Below are 19,385 nucleotides of genomic sequence, written 5' to 3' on the forward strand. Positions count from 1 at the left end.
GTCAGAGGCCAGTACATCGGCGAACGTCCGGTGCTGGTTGCTCATGGGTGGAACGTTGATTATTCGGCCGGATGTCACGGGTCGGAGGCTGCTAGTACTGCTCGCAAGAGCGTGGAACGCATGATCTCCGGACGGGGTCCGGCCGGGCACGCTGTTGGGTGTCTGAGGGAACGAACTTTCCTCAGTCGCCGGCCCCAGTAAACTCACTGGCTTGCTAGTGGGGTGATGGGTGGCTGGTCGTTGTTTGAGAACTGCACAGTGGACGCGAGCATCTGTGGCCAAGTTTTTAAGGGCGCACGGTGGATGCCTTGGCACCAGGAACCGATGAAGGACGTGGGAGGCCGCGATAGTCCCCGGGGAGTCGTCAACCAGGCTTTGATCCGGGGGTTTCCGAATGGGGAAACCCGGCAGTCGTCATGGGCTGTCACCCTTGCCTGAACACATAGGGCAAGTGGAGGGAACGAGGGGAAGTGAAACATCTCAGTACCCTCAGGAAGAGAAAACAACCGTGATTCCGGGAGTAGTGGCGAGCGAAACCGGATGAGGCCAAACCGTATGCGTGTGAGACCCGGCAGGGGTTGCGCATGCGGGGTTGTGGGATCTCTCTTCCACGGTCTGCCGGCCGTGGGACGAGTCAGAAACCGTTGATGTAGGCGAAGGACATGCGAAAGGTCCGGCGTAGAGGGTAAGACCCCCGTAGTCGAAACGTCAGCGGCTCGTTTGAGAGACACCCAAGTAGCACGGGGCCCGAGAAATCCCGTGTGAATCTGGCGGGACCACCCGCTAAGCCTAAATATTCCCTGGTGACCGATAGCGGATAGTACCGTGAGGGAATGGTGAAAAGTACCCCGGGAGGGGAGTGAAATAGTACCTGAAACCGTGTGCCTACAAGCCGTGGGAGCGTCGGAATGTGCTTGCACATTCTCGTGACTGCGTGCCTTTTGAAGAATGAGCCTGCGAGTTTGCGGTGTGTTGCGAGGTTAACCCGGGTGGGGAAGCCGTAGCGAAAGCGAGTCCGAACAGGGCGATTTTAGTAGCACGCTCAAGACCCGAAGCGGAGTGATCTAGCCATGGGCAGGTTGAAGCGGAGGTAAGACTTCGTGGAGGACCGAACCCACCAGGGTTGAAAACCTGGGGGATGACCTGTGGTTAGGGGTGAAAGGCCAATCAAACTCCGTGATAGCTGGTTCTCCCCGAAATGCATTTAGGTGCAGCGTCGTGTGTTTCTTGCCGGAGGTAGAGCACTGGATAGGCGATGGGCCCTACCGGGTTACTGACCTTAGCCAAACTCCGAATGCCGGTAAGTGAGAGCGCGGCAGTGAGACTGTGGGGGATAAGCTCCATGGTCGAGAGGGAAACAGCCCAGAGCATCGACTAAGGCCCCTAAGCGTACGCTAAGTGGGAAAGGATGTGGAGTCGCACAGACAACCAGGAGGTTGGCTTAGAAGCAGCCACCCTTGAAAGAGTGCGTAATAGCTCACTGGTCTAGTGATTCCGCGCCGACAATGTAGCGGGGCTCAAGCGTACCGCCGAAGTCGTGTCATTGCAGCATATAGCCCCAACGGGTGCTGTGATGGGTAGGGGAGCGTCGTCTGCCGGGTGAAGCAGCACCGGAAGGTAGTTGTGGACGGTTGACGAGTGAGAATGCAGGCATGAGTAGCGATTCACACGTGAGAAACGTGTGCGCCGATTGACTAAGGGTTCCTGGGTCAAGCTGATCTGCCCAGGGTAAGTCGGGACCTAAGGCGAGGCCGACAGGCGTAGTCGATGGATAACCGGTTGATATTCCGGTACCCGCTGTGAAGCGTCAAACATCGAATCCAGTGATGCTAAGCCCGTGAAGCCGCCTGCCCCCAGCTTTGCTGTGGGTGGGAGTGGTGGAGCCGGTGACCCGAGCTGGTAGTAGGTGAGTGATGGGGTGACGCAGGAAGGTAGTCCATCCCGGGCGGTGGTTGTCCCGGGGTAAGGGTGTAGGCCGCAAGGTAGGCAAATCCGCCTTGCATACGGCTGAGACCTGATGCCGAGCCGATTGTGGTGAAGTGGATGATCCTATGCTGTCGAGAAAAGCCTCTAGCGAGTTTCATGGCGGCCCGTACCCTAAACCGACTCAGGTGGTCAGGTAGAGAATACCGAGGCGTTCGGGTGAACTATGGTTAAGGAACTCGGCAAAATGCCCCCGTAACTTCGGGAGAAGGGGGGCCACGCCTGGTGATCCGATTTACTCGGTGAGCTGGGGGTGGCCGCAGAGACCAGCGAGAAGCGACTGTTTACTAAAAACACAGGTCCGTGCGAAGCCGTAAGGCGATGTATACGGACTGACGCCTGCCCGGTGCTGGAACGTTAAGGGGACCGGTTAGCTCACTTTCGGGTGGGCGAAGCTGAGAACTTAAGCGCCAGTAAACGGCGGTGGTAACTATAACCATCCTAAGGTAGCGAAATTCCTTGTCGGGTAAGTTCCGACCTGCACGAATGGCGTAACGACTTCTCGACTGTCTCAACCATAGGCCCGGTGAAATTGCACTACGAGTAAAGATGCTCGTTTCGCGCAGCAGGACGGAAAGACCCCGGGACCTTTACTACAGTTTGATATTGGTGTTCGGTTCGGCTTGTGTAGGATAGCTGGGAGACTTTGAAGCAGGCACGCCAGTGTTTGTGGAGTCGTCGTTGAAATACCAGTCTGGTCGTGCTGGATGTCTAACCTGGGTCCGTGATCCGGATCAGGGACAGTGTCTGATGGGTAGTTTAACTGGGGCGGTTGCCTCCTAAAGGGTAACGGAGGCGCCCAAAGGTTCCCTCAGCCTGGTTGGCAATCAGGTGTTGAGTGTAAGTGCACAAGGGAGCTTGACTGTGAGACCGACGGGTCGAGCAGGGACGAAAGTCGGGACTAGTGATCCGGCGGTGGCTTGTGGAAGCGCCGTCGCTCAACGGATAAAAGGTACCCCGGGGATAACAGGCTGATCTTCCCCAAGAGTCCATATCGACGGGATGGTTTGGCACCTCGATGTCGGCTCGTCGCATCCTGGGGCTGGAGTCGGTCCCAAGGGTTGGGCTGTTCGCCCATTAAAGCGGTACGCGAGCTGGGTTTAGAACGTCGTGAGACAGTTCGGTCCCTATCCGCTGTGCGCGTAGGAGTCTTGAGAAGGGCTGTCCCTAGTACGAGAGGACCGGGACGGACGAACCTCTGGTGTGCCAGTTGTTCTGCCAAGGGCATGGCTGGTTGGCTACGTTCGGGAGGGATAACCGCTGAAAGCATCTAAGCGGGAAGCCTGCTTCGAGATGAGGACTCCCACCCACTTGATGGGGTAAGGCTCCCAGTAGACGACTGGGTTGATAGGCCGGATCTGGAAGCCAGGTAACTGGTGGAGGTGACCGGTACTAATAGGCCGAGGGCTTGTCCTCAGTTGCTCGCGTCCACTGTGTTGGTTCTGAAACCACGAACAGCCCCATGTGCCACACATGGTTCGGTTGTCAGTTTCATAGTGTTTCGGTGGTCATAGCGTGAGGGAAACGCCCGGTTACATTCCGAACCCGGAAGCTAAGCCTCACAGCGCCGATGGTACTGCAGGGGGGACCCTGTGGGAGAGTAGGACGCCGCCGAACAATTCTTGGGAAAGGCCCACGCCGGATGGCGTGGGCCTTTCTGCGTTTCAGGATCCTTTTCAGGATCTTTTTCAGAAGGTCACTTCGGCGGTCTCGACCGTTCCGCCCTGGCGGCCGGGTGCGTGCTGGTTGCTCCAGTAGAGGTTCGTGTGGGCGATGACCTGCTCGGGGGCCGGCGCGCCGTACTCGGTGAGGTCCTCCGTCGTGTGGGCGTCGGCGACCAGCGTCGCGTCGTAGCCCCGTACGAGGGCGCCGTGCAGGGTCGAGCGGATGCAGCAGTCGGTCTGGGCGCCCGTGACGATGAGGCGGCCCACGCTCCGCTCGGCCAGGACGGACTCCAGGTCGGTGTCCTCGAAGGAGTCCGGGTAGCTCTTGGCGACCAGGGGTTCCGCATCAACGCGCTTCAGCTCAGGGACGTACTCCCACGCGGGGGTGCCCGGCACCAGGCCCTCGTCCTGGTGCTGCACCCAGATCACGGGTACGTCCGCCGCGCGGGCCCTGTCGATGAGACTGCCGATGTTGGCGATGACCTTCTCGCGGTTCGGTGAGTTCGGCACCACCACGCCGTTCTGTACGTCGATGACCAGCAGTGCGGTGTGCGGTCGTTGAGGGAGTGTTGTCATGGCGACCACAATATGAGATGCCACTGACAAAGGGGGCGCACTACGGTGACGGCATGACCACCAGCCATGACTACGTCATCCGTGCCATACGACCGGACGACTGGCCCCGAGTGAAGCAGCTGCGGCTCGACGCGTTGCGGGATCCGGTCGCGGGCATCGCGTTTCTGGAGACCTACGAGGACGCTGTCGGCAGGCCCGACGCGTTCTACCAGGAGCGGGCCGCGCGGTCGGCCGAGGAGAACAGCGGGGCCCGGCAGTTCATCGCGGAGGCGGCTGACAGGGAGTGGGTCGGCACGGTGACCGTGCTCATCGAGGAGGCCGGGACGAAGGACTGGGCGGGGCATGCCGTCGAGCGCCGGCAAGGGCATGTGGTCGGGGTGTACGTCCGGCCCGAGCATCGCGGGAACGGGCTGATCAAGGCCCTGTTCGACGCCGGTGTGGAGTGGGCGTGGCAGCGGGGTGCCGAGCGGGTGCGGCTGCTTGTGCACGAGGACAACGGCCGGGCTCAGGGGGCGTACCGGAAGGTGGGGTTCGTGCCGAGCGGGGTGATCGTGTCGCTCGCCCAGAACGAGGCCGAGAACGAGGCCGAGAACGAGGTGGAGTTCGTGCTGGAGCGGCGGCCCCTGGACCGGTAGTTCTCAGGCCGGTAGTTCTCAGGCCGGCAGTTCTCAAACCGGTAGTTCTCGGTGCGGCCAGCGGGAGCGGGCCTGTTCGCGGGAGCGGAGCAGGGCGAGGGTGGGCAGGCCCTGGTCGTGTCCGGTGGCGAGCAGGTCCGGGAGCTGGGGGAGCGGGGCGACGGCGGCGATGTCGTCGAGGACCAGGGTGAATGGTGGGTCGAGCCGACCGGAGGATGACCGTTCGGCCATGCGCCGGCCACGCTCGACCACGCTTGAGACGAGGGCCGTCAGGAGGGGCATCGCGCCGGGGGCGCTCCTGGGGTCCTCGATGGATTCGCCGACCACATAAAGCGTGCCCCCTTCGTGGACGAAGGAATCCAAGGCGAGCGCATCAGTTCGGTTGGGAGTGCAGGCCTCGCGGATGTTGACCGTGGAGAGGGCGGCGAGGGCCCGGCTGGTCAACTCCTGGGCGATGTCCCGGCGTTCGGGGTGTGCGGTGAGGGCGGCCTCCAGTTCGCCCGCGGCGCCGGGGGCGGCCTTGGGGTGGGTGCGGAGGGTGCGTACGGCGTCCTGGATCTGGGTGCCCTGGGCCCAGCGGTGGACGTGGCGGATGGTCCTGGTCTCCAGGGCGGCGGCGTGCAGGTAGCTGCGCAGGAGTGTTATCGCCGTGTCCGCCACCGCCTGGTCGATCTTGGCTGTGGGCTGGACCGGGGCGAGGAGGGCCGTCGCCCTGTGCAGCGCCGTTTGTTTGTCTTCGCAGCCGGCCGTGGGGGACCAGTGGAGGCGGGCCGGGGTGTCGCAGAGGTGGGTGGGGTCGTAGAGGAGGGTGGGGCCGAGCTTGGCTCTCGCGTCTTTCGTCTCTGCCCAGAGGGTGGGGTTCGAGGTGACGACGAGGGCGGGGCCTTCCGCTTCGCGTACGGCGTGGGTCGCGGTTGTCTGGCGGGTTTCCCTGGGGGCGATGTGGAGCTTGTCCCACCTGCCCATGCGTTCACCGTCGGCCGCGAGGCCGGACAACGGGGCTGCCGGGACCGCCTCCTGAAAGGTCTCCGTCGGCTCCGGCTGCCGCTCCCGCTCCGGCTCCGGCTCCCGCTCCGGGTCCCGCTTCCGCTCCGGCTCTCGCTCCGGAGGCGACCACTGCGGCTGGGGCTCCCCGCGTGACTCCGGTACCACGTGGCTCGGCGGCCGCTGCTCTGCCACGGCCGCCTTGCCCCGCGCCCGCCCCGCCCGCCAGCGCGCCACCGCGCCCATCACGAACACGGTGAGCACGAACAGGATCATCAGCTGGCCGAGGAACAGTCCCCAGAACAGGCCCCAGCCGGAGAGCTGGTTCGCGGGGGTGTCGGGCCAGGCGCCGGTGATGTCGTGGGGCCGGGCGATGAGGTGACGCATGGCCAGCGGGGTGCGGGTGAAGGTGACGGCGGTGGGCCAGGTGCCCTTGGCGAAGAGGGCTGCCAGGCCCGTGGCCGTCCACACCAGCAGGGTGATGCCGAGGAGGAACGCGAGTATGCCGATCAGGAGGCCGTCGGGGATGCCGCCCTGGCCCTCCCGCCGGTCCGTGCGGCGGTCGTCCGGTCTCACGCCTGTGCCCTTTCCTCTGCTCTGCTCCGCTACGCCACCGTCGACTCGGAGTCGCCCAGGTGCTGTTCCACGAAGGCCGCCGCCCGCTGTTCGGCCTCCCGTTCGGCGGCGCGCAGCGCCTCGTCGGCGACGAGGTCGCTGGAGGACTCGGTCATCGCGCGGTCGGTGAAGACCAGAGGGCGTTCCGTCTCGGTGACCAGGTGTTTGACCACCTGGACGTTGCCGTTGACGTCCCATACGGCGATGCCGGGGGTGAGGGTGGGGATGATCTCCACCGCCCAGCGGGGGAGACCGAGGACCCGGCCCGTGGCCCTCGCCTCGTCGGCCTTCTGGGCGTAGATCGTCCTGGTGGAGGCCATTTTCAGGATCGCGGCCGCCTCCTTCGCGGCCGCGCCGTCGACCACGTCGGACAGGTGGTGGACGACCGCGACGAAGGACAGGCCGAGCCGTCGGCCGAACTTCAGCAGGCGCTGGAACAGCTGGGCAACGAAGGGGCTGTTGATGATGTGCCAGGCCTCCTCGACCAGGAAGATGCGCTTCTTCCGGTCGGGGCGGATCCAGGTGTGCTCCAGCCATACGCCGACGATCGCCATGAGGATGGGCATGGCGATGGAGTTGCGGTCGATGTGGGACAGGTCGAAGACGATGAGGGGGGCGTCGAGGTCGATGCCGACCGTCGTGGGGCCGTCGAACATGCCGCGCAGGTCACCGTCGACCAGGCGGTCCAGCACCAGGGCCACGTCCAGGCCCCACGCCCGTACGTCGTCTATGGCGACGTTCATCGCCTCCGCCGACTCCGGCTCGGGGTGCCGTAGCTGTTCCACGATGTCGGTGAGGACCGGCTGGCGGTCCAGGATCGTCTCGTTGACGTAGGAGTGGGCGACCTTCAGGGCGAAGCCTGAGCGTTCGTCCAGGCCGTGGCCCATCGCGACTTCGATGATCGTGCGGAGCAGTGCGAGCTGGCCTGTCGTCGTGATCGACGGGTCGAGGGGGTTGAGGCGGATGCCGTGGTTCAGGGCGGCCGTCGGGTCGAGCCGGATGGGTGTTATCCCCAGCTCCTCCGCGATGAGGTTCCATTCGCCGACGCCGTCCTCGCCCTGGGCGTCGAGGACGACGACCTGGCGGTCCTTGAAGCGCAGCTGTCGTAGGACGTAGGTCTTCTCCAGGGCCGACTTGCCGTTGCCGGACTCGCCGAGGACGAGCCAGTGGGGGGCCGGGAGCTGCTGGCCGTAGAGCTGGAAGGGGTCGTAGATGTAGCCCTTGCCGGAGTACACCTCGCGGCCGATGATGACGCCCGAGTCGCCGAGGCCGGGGGCGGCCGTGGGCAGGTAGACGGCCTGGGCCTGGCCCGTGGAGGTGCGGACCGGGAGACGGGTCGTCTCGACCTTTCCGAAGAGGAAGGACGTGAAGGCGTCGGTGAGGACGGACAGCGGATCCCGCATCGGTGAATCAGCCCCTACCTTCGGATGCCGGTGGCGAAGGGAAGTGTGTTCACGAAGGCGCGGTGGTGCTCTCGGTCGCACCACTCCAGCTTGAGGTACGACTTGCCGGCGGAGGCCCTTATCGTGCGCTTGTCGCGGGCGAGGGCCTCGGGGGTGCGGGCGGAGACGGTGATGTAGCCGACGAGGTTGACGCCGGCGGCGCCGCTGGCGAGGTCTTCGCCGCGCTGGTCGAGGCGGTTGTGGGCGGCGACGTCCCGAGGGTCGACGGTCCGGTTCATCTTGGCGGCGCGGGATGCCTCGGCCTCGTCGTTGGTCTTCTCGGTCAGCATGCGTTCGATGGCGATCTCGGTGGGTTCGAGGTCCATCGTGACGGCGACCGTGCGGATGACGTCCGGGGTGTGGACGAGGAGGGGGGCCAGGAAGTTGACGCCCACCGGGGTCATCGGCCACTCCTTCACCCAGGCGGTGGCGTGGCACCAGGGGGCGCGGGTGCTGGACTCGCGGGTCTTGGCCTGGAGGTAGGTGGGCTCCATGGCGTCGAGCTCGGCCGGCCAGGCGTTGCGCTGGGTCATCGCCTGGATGTGGTCGATGGGGTGGTCGGGGTCGTACATGGAGTGGATCAGCGAGGCGAGCCGGCCCTGGCCGAGCGGCTGGCGGACGCGGATGTCGGCCTCCTGCAGGCGCGAGCAGATGTCGGTCAGCTCGCGGGCCATGACGACGGCGAGGCCGGCGTCGCGGTCCAGTTTGCGGCCGGACTGCGGGCGGGCGGCGCGGGCCATGGCCTGGGCCTCGGCGGCCAGTTCGCGGGTGTAGTGCATGCAGGCGACGAGGTAGGCGCGGTGCTGCTCGCTGCTGGTGGAGACCATGGACTGGAGCTGGTCGTAGGAGCGGGCCAGCCAGTCCGGGGCGCGGTCGTCGCCGCGCAGAGCGACGTCCTTGGCGTGCGCGTCGGGGTCGGCGGGGAGCGTGCGGGCGAGCATCTGGAGGCGGGTGACGAAGCCGTCGCCGTTGGCCACGTGCTTGAGGAGGGTGCCGAAGCGGTCGACCAAGGCTTCCTGGTCCTCGGAGTCGCGCAGGCCGACGCCGGGGCCCTCGATCTCGATGGCGGCGGTGACGGTCTTGCGGTCGGCGTGCAGCAGTACGGCGATCTCGTCGGGCCCGAAGGGGGCGGCGAGCCAGCTGATGCGGCCGATGCCGGGCGGCGGCCCGATCTCGACCTCGCGGCCGTCGATGCGGGTGCCGGCCTCCATGGCGGTGGAGCGGTAGAGGGCGTTGCCGCCCTTGACGGTGCGCTTGTAGCTGCGGTTGATCTCGAACCACTTGTAGAAGGTGCGGCGCTTGTACGGCACGTAGACCGCGGCGAGCGCGAGCAGCGGGAAGCCCGTGAGCAGCACGATCCGCAGGGGGAGGACCGGGACGAGGAGGCCGCACATCATGCCGAGGAACGCGCCCGCGACGATCAGCGCGATCTCGCCGGACTCGCGGTTCCGGCCGACGATCGCGTTGGGCCGGGCGCGGCCGATGAGATACGTACGGCGGGGCGTGACCGGATGGGACAGGTGGGACTCGGTCGTCAACGCCCTTCACCTCCTGAGCGGTTGTTGCGGGCGTTGCTGGCGTGCGGGGTGTTGGCCGGGCTGGGCGCGCGGGGCGCGGGCGTGGCGGAGGGGACTGCTCCGCCGCCGCCGGAGGGGCGGCTGCTGTGGGCGGCGACTCCGCCGGAGGCGGGGTTGGCCGGGCGGGGGGTGCTGCTGCTGGTGCCGCCGCCGCTTCCGTTGTTGTCGGCGCGGGAGCTGTGGGTCTTGATGCCCTGGGCGACGAGGGTGGCGGGGGAGCTGATGACGGCGGCGGCCTTGCTCTCGGCGCCCTGCATGATGCGGTTGTTGCGGCCGTTCGCGATCTCGTCGCCGAAGCCGGGGACGAAGCGGTAGATCATCGCGCTGGCGAAGATGGCGAGCAGGATGATGGCGAGGCCGGAGACGACGGCGGAGAAGGAGTCGGGACCGTTGCCGCTCGACAGCGCGCCGGCGAGGCCGAGGACGATCACGATGACCGGTTTGACGAGGATGACCGCGATCATGATGCCCGCCCAGCGCCGTACGTGCCCCCACAGGTTCTTGTCGACGAGGCCGGCGTAGACGACGGTGCCGAGGAGGGCGCCGACGTAGAGGAGGGCGGCGCGGATGACCAGCTCCAGCCAGAGGACGCCGGCGGCGAGGATGCTGACCAGGGAGACGACGATCAGCATGATGGGGCCGCCGCCGATGTTGTTGCCCTTGGCGAGGGCGCCGGAGAAGGTGCCGAAGAAGGTGTCGGCCTGGTCGCCGGTGGCTTTCGCCAGGACGTCGGTGACGCCGTCGGTGGCTGATACGACGGTGTAGAGGATCAGGGGGGTGAAGGCGGAGGCGAGGACGGTGAGCCAGAGGAAGCCGATGGCCTCGGAGATGGCGGTGGTCAGCGGGACGCCGCGGACGGCTCGTTTGGCCACGGCCAGGAGCCACAGCAGGAGCGTGAGGATCGTGGAGGCGGCGAAGACGATGGCGTACTGCTGAAGGAACTTCTCGTTGGTGAAGTCGACGTTGGCGGTCTCCTTCACGGCTTTGCTGAGCTTGTCGATGGTCCAGGAGGCGGCTTCGGCGCAGCCTTTGGCGAGGGAGGAGAGGGGGTCCTGGGTGGAGGTGTCCGGGACGGTGGGGGTGCCGGATCCGCTGGTGGTGTTGCCGCGTTCGCAGTACTTCCTGGCCTCGCCGGAGATGATGCCGCAGTTGTACTTCGGCGACGGTGTGGGTGACGGGCCGCCCGAGGCAGCGGGTGTGGGCGTGGGCGCGGCGACGGCGCGCGTGGCCAGCAGTACGGCCGTGGTCTGTACGGCCGCCACGATTCCGGCGAGCTTCAGCACACGTTGCGGGCTACCGGGCATACGTGAACCCTCCGTACTGTTCGATGGCCTTGCTGATCTCGTCGGAGGTGGCGGCCTTGTCGTCACCGGGTACCGGCGCGGGGCCGTCCTTCTGGCTGTCGGAGGCGATCTTCCAGTCGCCGCCGGCCCACTGCAGGTCGAACGTCCAGGTCTTCCAGGACGAGGTGACGGGGTCGGTGGAGGAGCTGCCGGCCATGCCGATGAGGCCGACGTACCAGACCGTCACCTCGGCGCCGCCGTCCGTGTAGTTCCGCACGGTCGTGCCGACCGGGACCACCCGGGAGACGAATGTGCTGCCCTTGGGCGGGTTGCCGTTCGCGTCGAGGCCCATCTTGGCGAGGAAGTCGACCGAGTACGCCTGGTCCATCGCGCCCTGGAGCCGGTCCGCCGCCTGCGCGGTGTAGAGCAGTTGCAGCAGTCTGTGGCGGCTGTCCTTGTTGAACATGCCCGTGGAGCCCAGCGCCACCGCGTAGTTCGAGGCCGCCGACTGCGCGCCCTGCTCGGTGTGCGCGAATCCCGTCGGTACGCCGCTGGACTTGGTCTGCACCGGCTCGGTTCCGCTGGCCGCCGTCGGGGAGGCCGCCGGCGGCTTGTCACCCTTTCCGGAGGCGCTGTCGGCGGACGAATGGTCACCCCGATTGGCGAACGCGATCGCTGCGATCAGCAGGACCACCACGCCCACCACCGTCACCAGGCTGCGGGAGGAGGAGCGGGTGGGGCGGCGGGGGGCGCCGCCGTAGGGGTCGTTCTCGGGGAGGCGGGTGCGGGTGTGGCCCGTGGCCGTGGTGTCGGCGTAGTCGGGGTAGGGCCTCTCGTCGCCGGGATTCATGCCGTGTGCGCCCCCTCACCCTCGTAGACATACGACGGTAGCCGTGCTGGTTCCCGCGCGGGCGCGGTGTGGTGACTCGACATCAGGGAAACGCAACCTCAGCAGGGGGACAGAAGAAGCGGGCTAGACCGCCATGCCGTACACGATCGTGAACAGGGTGCCGAGGGAGCCGATGATGAAGACTCCGGTGAGGCCGGCGATGATGAGGCCCTTGCCCTGTTCCGCGCTGAAGGTGTCGCGGAGGGCCGTGGCGCCGATGCGCTGTTTGGCCGCACCCCAGACGGCGATGCCGAGGCACAGGAGGATGGCCACCGCCATCACCACCTCGATCATCACCTTCGCCTCGTTGCCCAGGCTGCCGAAGGGGCCCCAGTTCGGGGCGATCCCGCCGATGATGGTGTTGATGTCTCCCTTGTCGGCCGCAAAGAGCATGTAAGTCACCGCCCCTGGTGGGTAGTTCCGCGTGGCCTCCGCGGTGTGCGGAGGCAGGTCTCATTGTCGCCGACAACTTCGCGGTCGTATGTCGACTTGACGTCATTGACTGGCGGGTTTCGTACGAATACCTCGTACGGTCACTCTGTGTATCACGGCAGGTCACGCCGGGCAATGAGATACGACCGGAACCTGTCGTGTGGTTCCGTCGTTGTCCTCCTTTACGACCTGGCGCGCTTTCTGACGGCCGGTCGGGTGAGGCGTCGGGATGATGTTCTCATGAGGGACGGGCGGAAAATGGACACGGGCCCCGGCGGCGGGTGCCGCCGGGGCCCATCACCTGCAAGGTTGACGCTCGGTCAGTCGGTTGTCAGCCGGTGAAGGCCGCCGTGCCCTCCGGGGTGCCCCAGCCGGTCGGGCCGTCGTAGCCGGATCCGGCGGTGCACAGGTAGCTGGGGGAGCAGCTGCCGTTGTTGCCGCTGGTGACGTCGTTCAGTGCGGAGGTGCCGGCCGCGGTGTACGGGAACTTGGCCGGGTAGCTGCTGCTGGACGGGGTGCCGGCGAGGGCGTAGACCGAGGCGATGATGGGCGAGCTGGCGCTGGTGCCGCCGAAGGTGTACCAGCCGGCCGTCACTCCGTAGGAGTCGTAGACGGAGACGCCGGTTGCCGGGTCGGCGACGGCGGCCACGTCGGAGATCGTGCGCTTGGTGCAGCCGGTGTCGGTCTGCCAGGTCGGCTTGGCGTCGTACGAGGAGCAGCCGGAGCCGGTTCCCTCCGTGCTGCTCGTCTTCCAGACCGACTCCGTCCAGCCGCGGGAGTTGGACGAGGTCGACAGGGCCGTGCCGCCGACCGCCGTCACGTACTTCGAGGCGGCCGGGTATTCGGCGCCGTAGGCGCTGTCACCTGCGGAGACGGTGATCGCGACGCCCGGGTGGTTGAAGTAGGAGGAGTCGTAGGAGGTGTCCGAGGACGATTCCGAGCCGCCGTAGCTGTTGGAGACGTACTTCGCGCCCAGGGTGACCGCCTCGTTGACCGCCTTGCCGAGGTTGGCCATCGTCGCGGACGTGGCCTCGACGAGGAGGATGTTGCAGTTCGGGCAGACGGCGGAGGCCATGTCGAGGTCGAGGGACTCTTCCTCGGCCCAGCCGCTGTCGGCGGAGGGCAGGGAGGTGGTGGAGCCGGTCTGGCTGACCTTCTTGAAGCAGCCGTTGGAGGTGGTGCAGGAGGGCAGGCCGTAGTACGAGCGGTACTTCGCCAGGTCGGCCGCGGCGTTCGGGTCGTCGTAGGCGTCCACGATCGCGATGGTCTCGCCGGAGCCCTTGGAGGCGGCGGCGGAGGTGAGGCCGTAGGCCGACTGGAGGTCGGAGGGGCCGTAGCCGGAGGGGGTGGAGGCGTCGGCGGCCTTCGGGGTGATGCCGTCTCTCGCGGCCCGCTGCTTCTGGAAGGCGGTGAGGCCGCCGGTCACCCGGAAGGAGTCGCAGGCGAGTTCGCCCTGGTGCTTGGGGGTGGCACAGGGGGTCGCGGTCCAGGTCGCCGTCGGCGAGGGTGCCGCCGCGTTCGCGTGGGCCGCGGTGCCGAGGCCGGCGAGGGCGAGTGCCGCGGTCGCCGTGAAGGCGGTGCCGAGGCGGCGCCACCGTGGGGGAGTCGTACGCATGTGAGCAGCTCCTGATGTCCGGTGGGGGTGGGAACAGGGCTGTGCGGGTGCGTGCGGCGATACGACGATCACTGTGGCTTGTTGAGTACGCGACAACAAGGGATCCCTGGAATCCTGGCGTCCGCCTTACCGAAGGATTCCGTTCGCTTGGTTCAACACACAGGTGTCTCAAGGGAGTTGGACAGGGAAAACGGGCCACGGCCGGCTGCCGTGGCCCGTCCTCCTTTCCGTGCCGCCGAGGGGACCCCACGTCCCCCTCCAACTGGCGGCTCCCCGTGACCCGACGGGGTGGATCAAGTGGTGGATCAAGTGGTGGAACCAGGGGTGGATCAGGTGGTGCTCAGCTCGCGCTGAAGGCGCTCGTGCCCTGCGGGGTGCCCCAGCCGGTCGGGCCGTCGTAGCCCGTCTCGGCGTTGCAGAAGTAGTCCGTGTCGCAGGTGCCGTTGCTGCCGCTCGTCACGTCGTTGAGGGCGGAGGTGCCGGCCGCGTTGTACGGGTACTGCGCCGGGTAGTCGCTGCTGCCCGGGGTGCCGGCGAGGGCGTAGACCGAGGCGATGATCGGCGAGGAGGCGCTGGTGCCGCCGTAGGTGTTCCAGCCACTCGCCTGGTAGGTGTCGTAGACCGAGACGCCGGTGGCGGGGTCGGCCACGGCGGACACGTCGCCGATCATGCGCGTCGAGCAGCCGCTGTCGGTCTGCCAGCTGGGCTTGGGGTCGTAGGCGGAGCAGCCGGAGCCGGTGCCCTCGGTGCTGGAGGTGCTCCAGACGGACTCGGTCCAGCCGCGGCTGCTGGAGTCCGCCGACAGGGAGGTGCCGCCGACGGCGGTCACGTACTGGGAGGCGGCCGGGTACTCGGCGCCGTAGGCGCTGTCGCCCGCGCTCGCGGTGATGGCGACACCCGGGTGGTTGTAGTACGAGGCGTCGTACGAGGTGTCGGAGGAGGACTCCGAGCCGCCGTAGCTGTTGGAGACGAACTTGGCGCCCAGCTTGACGGCCTCGTTCACGGCGGTGCCCAGGTTGGCGTCGGACGCCGACTTGGCCTCGACGAGGAGGATGTTGCAGTTCGGGCAGGTCGCGCTGACCATGTCGAGGTCGAGGGACTCCTCACCGGCCCAGCCGCTGTCGGCGGTGGGCAGCGAGGTGGTGGAGCCGGTCTGGCTGACCTTCTTGAAGCAGCCGTTGGACGTGGTGCAGGACGGCAGGCCGTAGTACGAGCGGTACGTCGCGAGGTCGGCCGCGGCGTTCGGGTCGTCGTAGGCGTCCACGATGGCGACGGTCTCGCCGGAACCGTTGGAGGCGGCGGCGGAGGTGAGGCCGTAGGCCGACTGGATGTCCGAGGGGCCGTATCCGGTGGGGGAGGCGGACGCGGCGTTCGGCTGCACGGTCTTGGGCGCGATGCCCTTCAGGGCCGCCTGCTTCTCCATGAAGGCGGTGGTACCGCCGGTCACGCGCAGCGCGTTGCAGGCCGCGAAGCCCTTCTTCGGGGTCGCGGCGCAGGCCTTCTCGTAGCGCACGTGGGCCTTGGCGACCTGGGCGGCGATGGTCTTCGCGCTCACCTTGTGGGGGGCGGTGGCGGTGTCCGCGTCGGCCTGGGCCGCGGTGCCGAGGCCGGCGAGGGCGAGCGCGGCGGTGGCCACGGCTGCCGTGCCGAACCGGCGCCATCTGCCGGATATGTGGGGGGAGTTGGGGGTGGACGTACGCAAGGTACAGCCTCCTGAAAGTGGGTGACAGAGGCCTGCGGGTGTGGGGGTCCACCGGTGGGTGACCGGTGGGGGCGGCGGCCCGGGACCGACCTTCGCTTGTTGAGTACGCGACAACAAGGGGCTTGCGGAATCCTGACTACCGCGTTACTGAAGGCGGTCGAGGGATTGCTGATCAATGGCCGTGTGCTGGCCGTGTGCTGGGGGTGGCTTGACCTGGGGCACAGAGCGGGCACAGAGCGGGCCTACGCGCGTAACTGATGTGGGGCTGACGCGTGTTACCGCGGCCGGAGGCCGTTCAGCAGTAGGTGGACGTGTTCGTCCAGGCCGTTGATCGACTCCTCGGCGGGGAGTGCGCCGTGGGCGATGAGGGTGGCGAGGCCGTGCAGGCTCGCGGCGGCGGCCATGGTGATCCGCTCGGGGTCGCCCGCGACGATCTGCCCTTGCTCCTGGGCCTTCGCGATCATCCGCGTGATGGAGCCGAGGGAGTGTTCGACGGCCGAAGCGAGCAGGTCGGAGCTGTCGGGGTCGTGCTTGCGGGTGAACATCAGCTCCAGCAGCTCGGGGTTCGCCATGGCGAAACCGAGGTAGGCGCGGGCGAGGGCGGTCAGGCGTCCCTCGAAGTCGAGGCCGGGGCTTTCGACGGCGGTGTCCAGGGCCCGGTTGAGGCGCTCGTACCCGTCGAGGGCGAGGGCGTCGAGCAGGGCCTGCTTGTCCTTGAAGTGCCGCCCCGGGGCGGCGTGGCTCACGCCGGCGTCACGGGCCAGCTCGCGCAGCGAGAGTGCGCCGACCCCCTTCTCGCGCAGGGTGCGCTCGGCGCTCTTGAGCAGGGCGGTGCGCAGGTCTCCGTGGTGATAGGGGCGGCTGGTGGGCTGGCGCGGCATGCGGACCATCGTATCGCGATGTTGTCATTGACATCTTTGTTGGCGATGCCTACATTCGGGGCATGGCTGATACGAAGAAGTGGAACGTGACCGACCTCCCCGACTGCACCGGCCGTACGGCCGTGATCACCGGCGCCAACAGCGGCCTCGGCCTCGTCACCGCCGAGGCGCTGGCGCGGGCCGGGGCGCATGTGGTGTTCGCCGTACGGGATCTGGCACGCGGCGGGGCTGCGGCGGCACGGGTGGGCGGCAGCACGGAGGTGCGCCGGCTGGACCTGGCGGACCTGGACTCGGTGCGGGAGTTCGCGGACGGCTGGGACCGCCCGCTGGACCTGCTGATCAACAACGCGGGCGTGATGATGCTGCCGGAGCAGCGGACGAAGCAGGGCTTCGAGATGCAGTTCGGCACGAATCACCTCGGGCACTTCGCGCTGACCAACCTGCTCCTGCCGTATGTGACGGACCGGGTGGTGACGGTCGCCTCCGGCGCCCACCGCTTCGGCGACGGAGTGATCAGCTTCGAGGACGTGAACCTGCGCGGCCGCTACACCCCGGTCCGCGCCTACGGTCAGTCCAAGCTGGCGAACCTCCTGTTCACCCTGGAACTCCAGCGCCGCCTCACCGAGGCCGGCTCCCCGGTCCGGGCCCTGGCCGCCCATCCCGGCTACGCGGCCACCAACCTGACGAGCCACCACGGCAACGCCCTGATGAGGGGCGTCATGGCGGTCACCGACAAGCTGCTCGCCCAGAGCGACAGGGCCGGCGCCCTGCCCACGCTGTTCGCCGCGAGCCAGGACCTGCCCGGCGCGGCCTACGTCGGCCCGGACGGCCTGGGTGAGTGGCGCGGCGCGCCGACCCTGGTCAGCCGTAGCGCTGCGGCCAGCGACCCGGAGGCGGCCCGGCGGCTGTGGACGCTGTCGGAGGAGCTGACCGGGGTGGCGTGGGGGCTGAAGCCGGTGGGGTGACGGGCCCGGTCCGACCAGCCTGGTCGCGTCACTGAGGGTCGGTCAGAGATCGAGCACCGCGCGAAGGGCCTGGTCGACCCGGGCGACCTCGTCTTTGATCTGCTTGGACATCGCCCTTGTTCACCATCGCAGTTCTGAAGGACGCATCGGCGTCTGGAGAGAGGGCCGGCTGCGCCCGGCTATTTCTTGCCCTTCTCGTCGTTCCCCTTGAAGCAGACGACGAACGACCCTCCTGGGCCCATCTGGGTGAGCGATCCGGTCGTGCCTGGGACGTCGGAGCACGAGAAAGTATCGACGACTCCGTTCTTGTCCATCTTCAGAACCTTGTAGTCGGCGTGCGGGTCAGTGCAGTCGAGCTTCTTGGCCTTCGCTGCCTTGTCCGTCCCGATGTTCTGGAAGCAGTCACCAGCCTTGAGCGTCGCGGACTGGTCCTTCGTGTCGTGCGGGCCCAAGGTCACGAACGCCACCAGGCCCGCGATGACAAGGAGCACACCGAGCAAGATCAGGCGGTTGCGTCGTATCTGCTCCGGGGTGTACGAGGCGTTCATGCCGCCGTGGGGCTGTATGTGGGACACGGGCAGTTCCTCAGGCAGTGGGACGTGCGAAGGCGTCCACGAATCTAACCCACCCGCAGGTACTCGCCGTTCGTCAACTGTGCGTAGCTCACAAGGTCGGTGAAGGCTTCGACAGAGGCCGCGCGAAGTGGTCGAACTCGCCTGCCTGTACGCCGAGTACGAAGGCGTTCCACTTGTGGCGGGTGGTTGTGACGACGGTGTCCGCGGAGCGGAGGCGGAGGGGGGTGTCGTCGTTGTCGGTCTGGGTGGTGGGCGCCGGTTCCTTCTTGAGGGTGGTGAGGAGGGCGGCGAAGGTGGCGGGGGTGGTGGTGAGGATCGCGCCGGTGGGGTCGGAGGATTCGGTGAGGTGGATGGTGCCCGGGGTGGCGGCTATGTGTATGCAGGACTCGCCTTCGCCGCAGTACGACGACTTCTGCCAGATCATGCTTACCTCTCAGAGGGACTGGATGATGCTGTGAATGAGGGCTCGTGACTCCAACTCGATGAGGCTGAGGCTCATCAGGCGGTCAAGCACCTTGCGGTACTTGTCGAGCTGGGCCTCGGCGTCCAGCAGGGCGATGCCGTGCGACTGGTCGAGCTGGACGGTGTCGAGCTGGGGCACGGGTCCGTGGACGTAGTAGATGGGCTGGCCCGCTCCGGGGTATCCACCGGCGTCGAACGGGATGACATGGAGCGAGATGTTCGGGTGTTCGCTCATCTTGAGGAGATGCTTGAGCTGCTGCTTTGCCACCTGACGTCCGCCGAACCGCATATGCAGGGCGGCTTCGTGGATGATCGCCTTGTACGGGACCGGGCCGCGACGGAACAGAACGGCCTGGCGCTTGATGCGGAACGAGGCGCGGTGCTCCAGTTCGGGCGGTGACAACTCGGGCACCACCTGGTGAAACACCTCGCGGGCGTGGTCCAGGGTCTGGAGCAGGCCGGGGATGCCTGACGTGTGGGCCGTGCGCAGTGCGGTGCCGTGGTGTTCGAGTTCGGCAAGGTCCAGCAGTCTCGACGGCAGGATGTCGCGGTACTCCTCCCACCAGCCGCGCCTGCGTTCACCGGTCATCCCGGCGATCGCCTCGACCAGGGCCTTGTCCGAGCAGTCGTATTGGGCGGCCATGCTGCGTACCCGTTCCGCGCTCACGGCGAGGCGCCCCGTCTCCATGTTGCTGACCTGCACCGCCTCGGTCGTGCGCAGTCCCGGGCGCGATCTCGCCGTCACGGCGGCGCACTGCGTGGCCCGCGCCGAAGACGGCGGTCTGCTCTTCGTGCCGGGCTACCGGGACGGGAAGGCGCCGTACGGGGTGTGGAAGGTGGGCAAGCGGTACCTGCCCGACGGGTGGGCCAAGGACCAGGACGAGGACAGCGACCTCGCCTTCGCCGTCGTCCAGGATCTGAACGGGCGGAAGCTGGAGGCCGTGGTCGGGGGCAACCGTTTCACGGCGGGTACGGAGACCGGTGCCACCGCCGTGACCGTCGTCGGCTACCCATCCTCCCGTGAGGTGCCGATCCGGTGCATCAACAAACCGACCGTGCACAGCCGCACCCAGCAGCACATCGACGTTCAGCGCGTCGCGCAATG

Annotated in this window: 15 protein-coding genes, 2 rRNA genes and 1 pseudogene; 5 read left to right on the forward strand and 13 right to left on the reverse strand. The window is 67.1% G+C overall.

What is annotated here, in order from left to right:
- Window positions 1-276 precede the first annotated feature (276 nt).
- Together O1G22_RS22305 and rrf are read left to right on the forward strand one after the other, a co-directional pair.
- Window positions 277-3,399 (forward strand): 23S ribosomal RNA (locus O1G22_RS22305).
- 84 nt (window positions 3,400-3,483) lie between these two features.
- Window positions 3,484-3,600 (forward strand): 5S ribosomal RNA (rrf, locus tag O1G22_RS22310).
- Window positions 3,601-3,671: 71 nt separating this feature from the next.
- Here rrf and O1G22_RS22315 read toward each other — a convergent pair.
- On the reverse strand, window positions 3,672-4,223 hold the full coding sequence (locus tag O1G22_RS22315) for a cysteine hydrolase family protein (protein ID WP_270082936.1): 552 nt from the start codon (window positions 4,221-4,223) through the stop codon (window positions 3,672-3,674).
- A gap of 53 nt (window positions 4,224-4,276) precedes the next feature.
- On the opposite strand from O1G22_RS22315, the gene O1G22_RS22320 reads away from it, so the two are divergent.
- Window positions 4,277-4,858, forward strand: a complete 582-nt coding sequence (locus tag O1G22_RS22320) for a GNAT family N-acetyltransferase (protein ID WP_270082937.1) — start codon at window positions 4,277-4,279, stop codon at window positions 4,856-4,858.
- Between the two features lie 33 nt (window positions 4,859-4,891).
- On the opposite strand, the gene O1G22_RS22325 is transcribed toward O1G22_RS22320, so the two are convergent.
- From O1G22_RS22325 to O1G22_RS22365, 9 genes are all read right to left on the reverse strand, one after another.
- Window positions 4,892-6,418: a type VI secretion protein gene (locus O1G22_RS22325; protein ID WP_270082938.1), complete on the reverse strand. Its 1,527-nt coding sequence runs from the start codon at window positions 6,416-6,418 to the stop codon at window positions 4,892-4,894.
- A 29-nt stretch (window positions 6,419-6,447) separates the two neighbouring features.
- Window positions 6,448-7,860, reverse strand: a complete 1,413-nt coding sequence (locus O1G22_RS22330; protein WP_270082939.1) for an ATP-binding protein — start codon at window positions 7,858-7,860, stop codon at window positions 6,448-6,450.
- 14 nt (window positions 7,861-7,874) lie between these two features.
- A complete protein-coding gene (locus O1G22_RS22335) occupies window positions 7,875-9,437 on the reverse strand; it encodes an SCO6880 family protein (RefSeq protein ID WP_270082940.1) in 1,563 nt (520 codons plus the stop codon).
- On the reverse strand, window positions 9,434-10,780 hold the full coding sequence (locus tag O1G22_RS22340) for a hypothetical protein (RefSeq protein ID WP_270082941.1): 1,347 nt from the start codon (window positions 10,778-10,780) through the stop codon (window positions 9,434-9,436). The genes O1G22_RS22335 and O1G22_RS22340 overlap by 4 nt, the downstream gene beginning before the upstream one ends.
- Window positions 10,770-11,609, reverse strand: a complete 840-nt coding sequence (locus O1G22_RS22345; RefSeq protein ID WP_270082942.1) for a DUF8175 domain-containg protein — start codon at window positions 11,607-11,609, stop codon at window positions 10,770-10,772. The genes O1G22_RS22340 and O1G22_RS22345 overlap by 11 nt, the downstream gene beginning before the upstream one ends.
- A 123-nt stretch (window positions 11,610-11,732) precedes the next feature.
- On the reverse strand, window positions 11,733-12,041 hold the full coding sequence (locus O1G22_RS22350; RefSeq protein ID WP_009189392.1) for a hypothetical protein: 309 nt from the start codon (window positions 12,039-12,041) through the stop codon (window positions 11,733-11,735).
- 370 nt (window positions 12,042-12,411) lie between these two features.
- Complete coding sequence (locus O1G22_RS22355) at window positions 12,412-13,695, reverse strand: S53 family peptidase (protein ID WP_270082943.1); 1,284 nt, start codon at window positions 13,693-13,695, stop codon at window positions 12,412-12,414.
- A gap of 340 nt (window positions 13,696-14,035) precedes the next feature.
- Window positions 14,036-15,397 carry a S53 family peptidase gene (locus tag O1G22_RS22360; protein WP_270082944.1) on the reverse strand — a complete coding sequence of 454 codons (1,362 nt, stop codon included), beginning with the start codon at window positions 15,395-15,397 and terminating at the stop codon, window positions 14,036-14,038.
- A 275-nt stretch (window positions 15,398-15,672) separates the two neighbouring features.
- Entirely contained in the window at window positions 15,673-16,278 is a 606-nt protein-coding gene (locus tag O1G22_RS22365) for a TetR/AcrR family transcriptional regulator (RefSeq protein ID WP_270082945.1), read from the reverse strand.
- A 62-nt stretch (window positions 16,279-16,340) separates the two neighbouring features.
- Here O1G22_RS22365 and O1G22_RS22370 point away from each other — a divergent pair, with 62 nt between their 5' ends.
- The gene (locus tag O1G22_RS22370) at window positions 16,341-17,243 is read left to right on the forward strand and encodes an oxidoreductase (protein WP_270082946.1); all 903 of its coding nucleotides are present in this window, start codon (window positions 16,341-16,343) and stop codon (window positions 17,241-17,243) included.
- 179 nt (window positions 17,244-17,422) lie between these two features.
- On the opposite strand, the gene O1G22_RS22375 is transcribed toward O1G22_RS22370, so the two are convergent.
- The 3 genes from O1G22_RS22375 to O1G22_RS22385 form a co-directional block, all read right to left on the reverse strand.
- Window positions 17,423-17,818: an LppU/SCO3897 family protein gene (locus tag O1G22_RS22375; protein ID WP_270082947.1), complete on the reverse strand. Its 396-nt coding sequence runs from the start codon at window positions 17,816-17,818 to the stop codon at window positions 17,423-17,425.
- A gap of 88 nt (window positions 17,819-17,906) precedes the next feature.
- Entirely contained in the window at window positions 17,907-18,242 is a 336-nt protein-coding gene (locus O1G22_RS22380; RefSeq protein ID WP_270082948.1) for a DUF397 domain-containing protein, read from the reverse strand.
- A 9-nt stretch (window positions 18,243-18,251) separates the two neighbouring features.
- The gene (locus O1G22_RS22385) at window positions 18,252-19,025 is read right to left on the reverse strand and encodes a DUF5753 domain-containing protein (RefSeq protein ID WP_428986388.1); all 774 of its coding nucleotides are present in this window, start codon (window positions 19,023-19,025) and stop codon (window positions 18,252-18,254) included.
- Here O1G22_RS22385 and O1G22_RS22390 point away from each other — a divergent pair.
- Window positions 18,979-19,365: pseudogene (locus O1G22_RS22390) on the forward strand (trypsin-like serine peptidase); the annotation flags it as partial. The gene O1G22_RS22385 and the pseudogene O1G22_RS22390 overlap by 47 nt on opposite strands.
- Window positions 19,366-19,385 lie beyond the last annotated feature (20 nt).

It is taken from the genome of Streptomyces camelliae (assembly GCF_027625935.1).
GTDB lineage: Bacteria > Actinomycetota > Actinomycetes > Streptomycetales > Streptomycetaceae > Streptomyces > Streptomyces camelliae.